Here is an 11,770-nt window from a genome sequence, read left to right as displayed (position 1 = left end):
TCGGGCGTTTTTTAAACAATACTCAGATCAGTTCAGACCGAGCTTGCCGCGCAATGTCGACAGGTCTTCCGCCAGCGTATTCACTGCAATGGAGAGCACTTTGCGATCTGCTTCAGTCAGCTTGTCATAGCTCTGATAGCCTTCGCCTTCCTTGTATTTATCAAGTGTCTGGGAAACAGTGTTGAAGTTTTCATCCACTTTCTTGGTGAATTCCGCTTCTTTCGCTTCAATCAGCGGACGAACCAGATCAAAAATCTTGCGGGAACCGTCAAAATTGCCTTTGAAATCCCAGAGATCAGTGTGGCTGTAACGGTCTTCTTCACCGGAGATTTTGGTTGCCGCCACTTCTTCCATCAGCACTGCCGCACCGCCGACAACTTTTTCCGGCGGGAAAGTCAGATCAGCAATACGCTTGTTCAGCTCGCTCACATCAGCCATCAGCTTATCAGCAACCGGTGTCAGCTCTTCAGTCGAGTTCTTTTCCCACAGACCATATTCAATACGGTGGAAGCCTGTGAAACCCGGATCCTGCTCCGCCTTTTCCCAGTCGTCAGCGCGGCTGTCAATCGCCACGTCCAGATCGCTGAACAGTTCCGCAATCGGTTCAATGGCTTCGTAGCTCAGACGGGTTGGCGCAAAGAGGGACTTTGCCTTTTCCACGTCACCGGCTTTCACAGCATCGGTAAAGACCTTGGTGTCTTCTTCCAACTTCTGCACTTTTTCACTGACATAGATTTTATATTCAGCCAGCGGCTCAACGAGGTCATAGGTGGTGTCTTGCGCAAAAGCCTGAAAAGACAGGCAGGAGGCAAGTACCGAGGCGGCAAGTAAAGATCCAAACTTCATTACAGACGTCCTTCTGATACGCTTCATGTTTTTAGAGTTGCAGCCGTTCATACAAACGGTTGTGGGTTAAACCTTGTTATCCGGATGGTTGCGGATAGCCTCAACCAGAGTGCTGCCGAGATAATCCTTCTCGTTCACTGCACCCGGTAAAATATAAAAATAACCGCCGCCGACCGGCTTGATATATTCTTCCAGCGGCTCGCCATCGAGTTTGCGCTGGACGGTGATAAAGCCCTGCTCCAAATCGGCCTGATAGCAAATGAAAAGCAGCCCCTGATCGAGCTGACCAGACTTGGTAACACCATTGGAATAATTGAACGGACGGCGCAGAATGAGATTTTTCTGCGTGGCATGGCTGCGGTCATTGGCAAGACGGATATGCGCATCCATCGGCGTGACTTTACCTTCAGGGTCTTTGGAATAGTCCGGTACCTGACTTTCCTTGGTGCCATCCATCGGCGCACCGGACATTTTCTTGCGCCCGAAAATCAGTTCCTGCTCCTGCAAAGGTGTGCGATCCCAACGCTCCACAAAATTGCGGATAATACGCACAGCCTGATAGGAGCCATTGGCTGCCCAATCCGGCTCCTGATGGATTCCTCCCACCCAGACCAGCTGGTTCATCAATGCACTGTCACCGGCATCAGGATTGGCTGAACCGTCACGGAAGCCCAGAAAATTGCGTGCGCTTTCAACCTCACCGGAAGGCGAAGGCGGGATCACCGGCACATTGCCTTCCTGTTTCCAGCGCAGGAAAACCAGATCAGACATGGTTTTCAGAATATCGCGCAAAGCGTGAATATTGGTATCCGGCGTATTCGCGCAAAATTGCAGCGACAGATCACCGTGACAGAGATCAGCCACCAGTGCATCATTCGGGAACTTGGTCATGCGCTGCAAAAGCTTCGGCTTATGGGCTTTTAGCCACGGATGATGCTCAAACAGGCTATCGCCAAGACCTACCGTAATCGTCAGGTTATCCGGCCGGATTTCAGGGCCGATAATACCGGAATCCGCAGGCGGCAGTTTCGGATCAAGCTCCGGCGGTGTGCCGCCCTGCGTGAGAAAAACTATGCGCTGCGTTAAAGTGCGAAACAGCCGTTCCAGATCATCCGGTGTTTTCACCAGTACATCGAAAGACGCAACCAGACCATGTGCAGGACGGGCATTGGTGATACCGGACTGATGAATGCCATAAAAAGGCTGGCGCTGATGAAAACCATTGCTGCCGACCGGCGCATCGGTCACATGATGCTCAACCGGAGCCGATGAAGCTTGCGCATAACCTGCAGTCCCCGCAGTCATTGTGCTGCCTAAGGCCAGCCCCAATCCTTTGAGGACATTACGGCGGTTTGCAGTGAGCTTATTCTCTTCCTTTTTCATCACTTACTCCAATCCGATTGCAGACATCAGTGCGGTGATTTTCTGGCTGAGTGTTTTCACTTTTTCCGCCAAAGCGCGGCGGGCTGCGTCATCAATTTCCGCATAGGAACGCTCAGGATTCCCTGCCGATAAGGTCGTTAGTTCCTGTCGCACATCCTGTAAGGCAGAAAGTGCATTTTGTGTTTCGCCCGCTGCCGGTTTTTCACTGAGCGGTTTCAGCAAAGTGAGAATTTTTTCCGCGCCGTCGAGTTTTGCCGTCAGGTCAGCCAGATCAAGATGCGAATAGGCATTATCACCGGCAATAACGGCACCTTCAGCCTGCTGGTTCAGATAGGTAGCGAGACTGCGCAGCAGCATATCCGGCGTCAGTTTCGTGGTTTTCAGGCGCTCTTTCAGCTCGGTCAGATCAGTTGCCAACTGACTGGCAAAAATATCCAGTCCTGCGGTACTGTTCTGCGCCCACAGACCATATTCAATACGGTGGAAACCGGTAAATGCGGGGTCTTCCTCGCGTTTTTCCAGATAATTAGCGAGAGGATCAATCTTAGACGCCAGATCGGAGAAACGGCCGGAAAGCACATCTGTGCGTTCATAGGCTTCACGCGCCTGCGAGAATGCCGTGCGCGCTGCCTGCACATCGCCTGCGGCAATTGCTGCTTGCAATGCCTGCGTATTTTTAAGCGCCGCATTGCTCTGCATAACCAGAAACACTTTATATTCCGAGAGCATACCAATGAAAGCGCGGATATCCGGCTTGGCCGCTACAGCTGCTTTCGAATGTTCGGACGGCGTTACCGTCAATTTGCCACGTGGATTGGAAAGCAGACCGCAGGTAATCTCATACTCACCGGGCAGCAACTGCGCACGCAGCACGGATTTCATGCCCGGGATAATATTTTCGCGCTCTTCTACGACCATCACACCGTCGAGAATTTCCCACTCAACAGGGCGGTCGGAACGGTTGTGAATTTCAAAACTGTGAAAACCGGACGGCAAGGTCAGATTCATCGGCTCACAGGCTTTGGCACCAACCTCAATCGGGATCAGCTTTTCATTGCCTGTCGTGTTTTTCGTGATGGTTGCATAATAAAACAACCCGCCTGCAGCCACTGCCAAAACAGCAGAACCGGCAACAGCCAGTTTCATAAGGCCTGATGAAGGTGCGGATGGATTCTTACTCATCATAGCCTCTTACGCAGCAGCGGTTTTTTGTGCAGGTACCGGCCGCAGATAAATGGCCAGTGCCGCAAACAGGAAGACAAAATAGGCAATCACTTCGCCAATCGCCGGTGTATCGTGATAGCCGAGCAGGCCGGACAGCAATGTGCCGAGCGGTGTAGACAGCGGCAGCACATGGCTCAGATCCCATGCCGGTGCCTGCAAATAATTCCAGATGCCAGCCTCATGCAGGCTGCGAAGTGAGCCGGACAATAAACCGGCAGCAACGAAAATAATCAGAATACCTGTCCAGCGGAAAAACAGCCGCAAATTCAGGCGCAACCCGCCCTGATAAATCAACATGCCGAGTACGACAGAAACGGCTACGCCCAAAAAAGCACCAAGCGGCGCCGCATAGCCTTCGCTCTGCTGAAAAATCGCCAGCAGGAAGAACACGGATTCCAGCCCCTCACGCGCCACAGCAAAAAATACCATACCAATCAGGGCCCAAGTCGCTGATTTCGCGGCAAGTGCATGTTCAACGGAATGCTGCAATTCATCTTTGAGGGAGCGTGCGGCTTTCTTCATCCACAGCACCATGGACATCAGCACGATCACCGCAACAAAGCCGACAATGGCTTCGAACAATTCCTGCATTTTTTGCGGAAATTCAGCGCTGATGATCTGCAAGGCGGCACCCGCCAGAAAAGACAGCGCAATAGCCAGAAATATGCCGATCCAGACGGCAGGCATATAGGATGAGCGTCCGGTCTTGTTCAGATAAGACGCAATAATACTGGTGAGAAGAGCAGCTTCCAGCCCCTCACGCAACATAATCAGAAACGGTGCCAACATCGGCTTGCTCTCAGTGTCGTTTAAACAAATGCAAGCCGGAAAAGCCTGCGCAACAATGAAAATGCCCGGCCGGAACGATCACTAATTCAGTAAAAGCAGAGGTCTAAGCAAAGACAATTAAACATGTAAATTAAAGTCACCTTTTACATGAAACTGCTATTTCCGACAACGCAAAAACATGGGAGCGGGCAGATTTTTCTAAAAACCCGAAGACCGGCAGAAAATCTCTATCCCTTTTTAAAAACTCATAAAAATACAATCATCATAATGAAGCCGCCTGTTTACCTGCAAACGAGTAGCCGTTTTTACCGGCATCAGGATCTTAAAAACTAAAAAGCCTGCACCGGTGATTCCGGTGCAGGCTCCTGCTTGTCACAGAGCGTGTCGCGTTTAATTCTATCCACTGCGCTCGCTCTGTCTCCTTGTCTTTCCACATGCCGTTTTCGGAAAACCGGTATCCACTTTTCCGCGACATGCTTTAGCTTGCCAGATCAGAAGTCGAACAACTCGCCCAGCAGCGATTTCTTTTTACGATATGGCTTGCCATGGCCGTAATCATCATGATCACGACGGTCACGGTCATAATCGCGATCACGGTCATGACCGCGGCTGTCGGAGCGATGATCATCCTTGCTCGCTGTGCGCACAGGTTCTGCAGGAACTGAGCGCTCAATAATCTTGTCCAACTCACCACGATCCAGCCATACACCACGGCATTTCGGGCAATAGTCGATTTCAATTCCCTGCCGGTCAGACATAACAAGCTCGGTATTATCGATAGGGCAAAGCATTATTAAGGGCCTCCTGATTGGTCAGGATTTGCACTTGGGTTGCGAATTGTGGTTTTTCAAGTGCGAGACCACAGTTTTATCTCTGCCCGCCCATATTTCATCTCATCAGACAAATTCCGCTTAATCCATTGACGGAACAATACTTTTGATGATGGTTCGGTCAAGTTCCTCATACTGGTTCAGCCCGATTGCATCATAAAGTTCGGCACGGGTCTGCATTTCATCAACCATGGCTTTGGTGGCGCCATCACGCTTGATCGTGGCATAGAGTTTTTCCTGCGCTTTATTGGCAACGCGCAAAGAGGACACCGGCCAGATCACCATTTTATAACCCATCTCCTCAAATTCCTGCGCGGTGAAGAAAGGGGTGCGGCCAAACTCAGTCATATTGGCGAGCAGCGGCACACCGGGCATACGTCTGGCAAATTCACGGAACATTTCAGCCGTGTTCAGCGCTTCCGGGAAAATCGCATCGGCACCAGCTTCCATATAAAGCTTGGCACGTGCCACAGCGCCGTCCATGCCTTCACTGGCAGCGGCATCGGTACGGGCAATCAGATAGAGATGACGGCGTGCCTTGGCAGCAGCAGCCACTTTCGCCGCCATATCCTCGGCACCGGCCAGTTTTTTATCATTCAGATGGCCGCATTTTTTGGGCAGTAACTGATCTTCAATATGTACGGCAGCAGCGCCTGCATCTTCAAATGTGCGCACCATATGCATCACATTGAGCGCCTCACCATAGCCGGTGTCGCCATCGACCACGAGCGGCAGACCACTGGAGCGGGCAATCTGACGAATGAAAAACGCCACCTCGTCCACGGTGATAATACCGAGATCCGGCAAGCCCATTGAGGCCGTCATAGCCGCGCCGGAGAGATAAAGCCCTTCAAAACCGGCATTGCGTGCCTGAATGGCGGCCATACCATTATGCGCACCCGGCAATTGCACAATGCCGGGTCTGTTCATCAATTCACGGAACCGCTCACCGGCGGGTTTGGTTGGCAGATCGGAAGCAGATAAATAAGGCATGATACTCACTCAGGCTGTCTCAGTTAAATAGTCTTGGGAGTGGATGCTGATCGTTCATCAATCGGCACAAAAGTCAGATTGTCAGGGCCGATATAATTCGCGGACGGACGGATAATCTTATTGTCGATTCGCTGTTCGATAATATGCGCTGCCCAGCCGGAGGTGCGGGCAATCACAAAAAGCGGCGTAAACATTGCGGTCGGCACACCGAGGATGTGGTAGGAAACAGCGCTGAACCAATCGAGGTTCGGGAACATTTTCTTGTTGTCCATCATCACCGTTTCAATACGCTCGGCAATGTCGAACATTTTGGTTGTGCCGGCTTCTTCCGACAGTTCCAGTGCAACTTTTTTGATAATTTCATTGCGCGGATCAGCAATCGTATAGACCGGATGGCCAAAACCGATCACCACCTGTTTCTGCTCCAGCTGGCGCAGAATATCGGCCTCCGCTTCATCAGGATCGGCATAACGCTGCTGAATTTCCAGCGCCACTTCATTGGCGCCGCCATGCTTCGGCCCGCGCAGCGCACCAATAGCACCGGCAATGCAGGAATAAACGTCTGAGCCTGTGCCTGCGATGGTACGCGCCGTGAAAGTGGAAGCGTTAAACTCGTGCTCCGCATAGAGGATCAGCGAGATATTCATCGCCCGCACGGCTGCCGGTGTCGGTTCTTTGCCGTGGAGAACACGCAGGAAATGCCCGCCGATTGTGTCATCATCAGTTTCCAGTTCCACCCTGCGGCCATGATGGGCAAAGTGATACCAGTAGAGCAGCATGGAACCGAGGGAAGCCATTAGCCGGTCGGCAATATCTTTGGCACCCGCTTGCGGATGGCCGCTGACTTCCGGCAGCACGCAGCCGAGAACAGAGACGCCTGTACGCATCACATCCATCGGGTGGCTTGCCGCAGGCAGCAACTCCAGCGCCGCTTTCACATTGGTCGGCAGACCACGCATCGCTTTGAGCTTTTGCTGATAGGCAATCAATTCGCGTTTGGTCGGCAGCGTGCCATGCACCAGCAAATGCGCGACTTCTTCAAAATCGCATTGCAAGGCTAGATCATGAATATCGAAGCCGCGATAATGCAGATCATTACCGCTGCGCCCCACGGTACAAAGGGCAGTATTACCGGCAACCACGCCGGACAAAGCCACGGATTTCTTTTTTGGCGGTGTCACCGGTGCATTTGTTTCACTTTCTGCAATGCTCATCATTCTCTCCCTTGGTTACAAAGCACCATCTCCGATCCCTCCCGGATCATCGCGGAGCTAATGCCTGCAACTCAGATTGTGCGTTGCGGATAACGGGTGCCATCAAATGCGGCACCCGCAGAGACCCACTCAACTCTGCCAGTCAAAAATGCCATGCGCTTTGCCCGGTTCGCATTTGCCCGGCAGCGCTGTGATATTGAGACCGGCCAGTTCATCTGCTGACAATTCGGTCAGGCGTTCAACGGTTTTGATAAAACGATCCTGCTCTTGCTCGCTGATAATACCCTCAGCCAGTGTGCGGAATTTTCGGACATAATCCGGCCGTTTGAACGGGCGGGCGCCCAACGGATGCGCATCGGCCAGCGCCAGTTCATCTTCGATCACCGAACCATCCTGCATGGTAATCACCACACGGGCACCAAAGGCTTTTTCATTCGGATCATGACTGTGATAGCGCTTTGTCCATGCCGGATCTTCCACCGTGCTAACCTTGTGCCACAGCGCAACTGTCTCCGGACGTTTGGCACGCTCCGGTGCATAGGAATGTTCATGGTGCCATGTGCCGTCTTCCAGTGCGACTGCAAAAATATACATGATCGAATGGTCAAGCGTTTCACGGCTGGCATTCGGATCCATTTTCTGCGGATCATTGGCACCGGTACCAATCACATAATGAGTATGATGGCTGGTATGCAGCACAATGCTGGCAATTTTGGCGAAATCCTTGACACTTGAACGCATACGCCGTGCCAGATCAATCAGCGCCTGACTTTGATATTCAGCCGAATGTTCCTTGGTATAAGTATCCATGATTGCGCGTTTGCGCTCACCGATTTCCGGCACCGGCACAAAATATTCAGCCTTCGGGCCACCAAGCAGCCATGCAATGAAACCGTCTTCACCTTCCCATGCAGGAGACGGCGCACCCTCTCCGCGCATGATACGGTCAACGGCTTCCACTGCCATTTTACCGGCAAAGGCAGGCGCATAGGCTTTCCAGCTGGAAATTTCACCCTTACGGGACTGACGTGTGGTGGTTGTGATGTGCAGACCCTGCTGAATAGCCTGATAAATCTGCTCAGTGCTCAGGCCAAGCATGGTACCGATACCGGCCGCTGCCGATGGCCCAAGATGGGCAATATGGTCGATCTTAAATTCGTGCAGGCAGATGCCCTTCACGAGATTGACCTGAATTTCATAACCGGTAGCAATACCGCGCGCCAGTGCAGAACCATTCAATCCGCAATGCTGCGCAACCGCCAGCATTGACGGAATATTATCCGCCGGATGGGAATAATCGGCTGCGAGAAATGTATCATGAAAGTCCAGCTCGCGTACCGCAACACCATTCGCCCATGCTGCCCATTCCGGTGACACGCGCTGATCCGCAGGCAGGCCGAACACTGTGGCACCGCGCTTATAAGGATGAGCAAGTGCCTGCATTCTTGCGCTGACAACCGGACGGCGCATCAGTGATGCCGCCGCCACAGACGCATTGTCGATGATACGGTTGCCGATCATTTCAACAACATCATCGTCCAGCGGCACATCATCGGCGGCCATGGCGGCAAATTTCCATGCCAGCTGATCTTCACGCGCCAGATGTTCTGCAGATTTATAGGTACGCACTTTATGGAGTTTCACAGAAAAATCCCTCTCTGTCTTAGCCAAAGACTATGACAACCCGTTTCTGCCGTCCTCCGACAGCAGTGAATTGTGTAACTTGCGAAGCCGAATGCACTCTGTAAACCAACTATACAGCGGCAAATCTTTGCGCCTATGGTTGAAAAAGCGAAGTGACGGCAGTGATTTTTTGTGAAATTGTGAAACTTGCGAAGTCGTCACAGTTTCGCAAACCGCATGCAAATAAAAGGAATGACGAGAACAGCGTTGATCTGAAAGGTCGGGAGGGCCTGAAGAATGCGTAAGACTTTTGTTGGCATAAAATTGAGAAAACTACGGGAAGAGCGTCAGCTCACCCAGATGTCTCTGGCAAAAAGCCTAGGAATTTCTTTGAGTTATCTCAATCAGATCGAGAATAATCAGCGCCCGCTGACCGTGCAGGTTTTGTTACGGCTCAATGAGGCTTTCGGCATAGATGTTCAGCTTTTTTCTGAAGCCGATGAGGCACGGCTATTCAGCGATCTGCGTGAAGTTTTTGCCGATCCGCGCCTGAATGAGCAACTCGGCAAAACTGAAATCCGCGAACTTGCCGCCAATATGCCCGCTGTCGGACGGCTGATTGTGGAAATGCATAAACAGCTTGGCGAGGCGCAGGAGCAATCTGCATATCTTGCAAACCAGCTTGGCAATGACCGCTCCGCCGATCTGCCGGTGATGCTCTCCACACCCTATGAGGAAGTGCGCGAATATTTCTATGCACACCGCAATTATATTCCGGAACTCGACCATGAAGGTGAGGCGCTGAGCCACAAACTCGGTCTGCCTATCGGCAAGATGAAACATGCGCTGGCAGAACGGCTAATGCAGATGCACGGCGTGCGGCTGGTTGAACAATCAGGGCCTGACAGTTCAGACAAGGTTCGTCATTACGACAGCAGCACCCGCCTTCTCTCTCTCTCCCCGCGTCTTGATGAAGGACAGCAGGCCTTCCAGCTGGCAACGCAAATCGCCTTTATGGAGCAGAAACATCTGCTGGATCAGTTACTGGAAAAGACGGCATTTTCCAGCCCTGAAGCACGGGTGCTGGCGCGGATCGGGCTTGCCAATTATTTTGCCGGTGCCGTGCTGATGCCCTATATGCATTTTCTGCAAAGTGCAGAACAATTACGTTATGATATTGAATTACTTGGACAAAAATATGCAGTGAGTTTCGAAACCATCTGCCACCGGCTCAGCACTTTGCAGCGGCCTGAGGCACGTGGCGTGCCGTTTTTCTTCATCCGCGTGGATCGTGCAGGCAATATTTCCAAGCGTCAGTCAGCAACCGATTTTCACTTTTCACGCTTTGGCGGCACATGCCCGCTGTGGAATATTTATGCGGCTTTTTCTTCACCGGATCGTATCCTGACCCAGCAGGCCGAAATGCCGGACGGCCGCACTTATTTCTGGATTGCCAAAATGATCCGCCACCGGCAAGGCGGTTATAAAGCGCCTTCAAAAAGCTTTGCCATTGCACTGGGTTGTGATCTGCATCATGCCGACCGGCTGGTCTATTCCAAAGGTATGATCCTTGATGATCCGGCGGCACGCACACCGATCGGCGCAGGATGTAAAATCTGCGAACGGCAAAAATGCCCGCAACGTGCGTTCCCGCCGCTCTATTCCACAATACAGGTTGATGAGGCGCAGACGAATTTTGCTCCTTATATGACCGCCTGAGAAGTAATTGCCTCCCGTCAGGGCACTGAATTCAAAGGAGTTTTTTCTTATTATACTAAAGTATAATGTGGTTTCTATCTATATCAGAAAGGTTGACAAGTCGCGCCGGTCTTTTCATGTTCACTGCAGAGGATATTCCAGAGGGAGAGAGAATATGAAATTTGGCAAAAATTTTCGCCGCTTTATGGCCGCAGCTGTTTTGGGAACGGCAGCACTCGGCGTAACCATTGCAACTGCACAATCACCTTCGTTTTTCCGTATCGGCACCGGCGGTACCGCAGGCACTTATTATCCGATCGGCGGATTGATCGCCAATGCGATCTCCGGCAATGGCGATCAGGGCGTTCCGGGTCTGGTGGCAACCGCAGTCTCTTCCAACGGTTCTGTCGCCAATATTAATGCAGTACAAAGCGGTGGTCTTGAAGCCGGTTTTACCCAGTCTGACGTCGCCTATTGGGCCTATACCGGCACCGGCCTTTATGAAGGCAAAGGCAAGGTAGAAGATCTGCGTCTGATCGCAACACTCTATCCGGAAACCGTGCATCTGGTTGCCCGTAAAGATGCAGGCATCAAATCTGTTGCTGATCTCAAAGGCAAACGCGTCTCACTTGATGAGCCAGGTTCCGGTACCATTGTCGATGCCCGTATTGTGCTTGGTGCCTATGGCATGACAGAAAAAGACGTGAAGGCCGAGTATCTGAAACCGGGTCCTGCCGGTGACCGCCTGAAAGACGGCGCGCTGGATGCTTATTTCTTCGTTGGCGGCTATCCGACCGGTGCGATTTCCGAACTCGCCAGCACCAATGGTATTTCTCTGGTTCCGATTGAAGGACCGGAAATGGAGAAAATCCTCAAAGAATACAGCTTCTTCGCCAAGGATACTGTACCGGCCGATACTTATAAAGATGTCGGTGCAACCGATACAATTTCCGTTGCCGCCCAGATGGTGACAAGCGCGAAACAGTCCGATGAGCTGGTCTATAATATCACCAAGACCATGTGGAATGATGCAACCCGCAAGGCGCTTGATGCCGGTCATGCGAAGGGTAAAATGATTACCCTGCAGAATGCAGTGACCAGCCTTGGTATTCCGCTGCATCCGGGTGCCGAACGCTTCTACAAAGAAGCCGGCCTGCTGAAATAAAAGCA

Annotated in this window: 10 protein-coding genes; 2 read left to right on the top strand and 8 right to left on the bottom strand. The window is 51.9% G+C overall.

Annotated elements, in window-relative coordinates; genetic code table 11:
* Positions 1-27: 27 nt before the first annotated feature.
* The 8 genes from efeO (BKD14_RS12750) to BKD14_RS12715 all read right to left on the bottom strand — a co-directional run bounded on the left by efeO (BKD14_RS12750) (position 28) and on the right by BKD14_RS12715 (position 8,923).
* The gene (gene efeO / locus BKD14_RS12750) at positions 28-846 is read right to left on the bottom strand and encodes an iron uptake system protein EfeO (RefSeq protein WP_022712012.1); all 819 of its coding nucleotides are present in this window, start codon (positions 844-846) and stop codon (positions 28-30) included.
* A 66-nt stretch (positions 847-912) separates the two neighbouring features.
* Complete coding sequence (gene efeB / locus BKD14_RS12745) at positions 913-2,229, bottom strand: iron uptake transporter deferrochelatase/peroxidase subunit (RefSeq protein WP_075656559.1); 1,317 nt, start codon at positions 2,227-2,229, stop codon at positions 913-915.
* A gap of 3 nt (positions 2,230-2,232) precedes the next feature.
* A complete protein-coding gene (gene efeO, locus BKD14_RS12740; protein WP_083647112.1) occupies positions 2,233-3,411 on the bottom strand; it encodes an iron uptake system protein EfeO in 1,179 nt (392 codons plus the stop codon).
* Between the two features lie 9 nt (positions 3,412-3,420).
* Positions 3,421-4,242, bottom strand: coding sequence for an iron uptake transporter permease EfeU (gene efeU / locus BKD14_RS12735; RefSeq protein WP_075656554.1), 822 nt, complete (start codon positions 4,240-4,242; stop codon positions 3,421-3,423).
* Between the two features lie 491 nt (positions 4,243-4,733).
* Positions 4,734-5,033, bottom strand: coding sequence for a zf-TFIIB domain-containing protein (locus BKD14_RS12730; RefSeq protein ID WP_075656552.1), 300 nt, complete (start codon positions 5,031-5,033; stop codon positions 4,734-4,736).
* Between the two features lie 120 nt (positions 5,034-5,153).
* Positions 5,154-6,065 carry a methylisocitrate lyase gene (prpB, locus tag BKD14_RS12725; protein WP_075656550.1) on the bottom strand — a complete coding sequence of 304 codons (912 nt, stop codon included), beginning with the start codon at positions 6,063-6,065 and terminating at the stop codon, positions 5,154-5,156.
* Between the two features lie 23 nt (positions 6,066-6,088).
* Entirely contained in the window at positions 6,089-7,279 is a 1,191-nt protein-coding gene (gene prpC, locus BKD14_RS12720) for a 2-methylcitrate synthase (RefSeq protein WP_075656548.1), read from the bottom strand.
* 129 nt (positions 7,280-7,408) lie between these two features.
* The gene (locus tag BKD14_RS12715; RefSeq protein ID WP_075656546.1) at positions 7,409-8,923 is read right to left on the bottom strand and encodes an MmgE/PrpD family protein; all 1,515 of its coding nucleotides are present in this window, start codon (positions 8,921-8,923) and stop codon (positions 7,409-7,411) included.
* A gap of 276 nt (positions 8,924-9,199) precedes the next feature.
* Between BKD14_RS12715 and BKD14_RS12710 the strand changes: the two genes are divergently transcribed.
* Both BKD14_RS12710 and BKD14_RS12705 read left to right on the top strand, forming a co-directional pair.
* A complete protein-coding gene (locus BKD14_RS12710; RefSeq protein WP_075656544.1) occupies positions 9,200-10,621 on the top strand; it encodes a short-chain fatty acyl-CoA regulator family protein in 1,422 nt (473 codons plus the stop codon).
* Positions 10,622-10,775: 154 nt separating this feature from the next.
* Positions 10,776-11,765, top strand: a complete 990-nt coding sequence (locus BKD14_RS12705) for a TAXI family TRAP transporter solute-binding subunit (protein ID WP_075656542.1) — start codon at positions 10,776-10,778, stop codon at positions 11,763-11,765.
* Positions 11,766-11,770: the final 5 nt, after the last annotated feature.

It is taken from the genome of Pseudochrobactrum sp. B5 (genome assembly GCF_001939785.1).
GTDB lineage: Bacteria > Pseudomonadota > Alphaproteobacteria > Rhizobiales > Rhizobiaceae > Pseudochrobactrum > Pseudochrobactrum saccharolyticum.
Note: the sequence above shows the minus strand (reverse complement) of the source record. Positions and strands in the feature narration are given on the sequence as shown.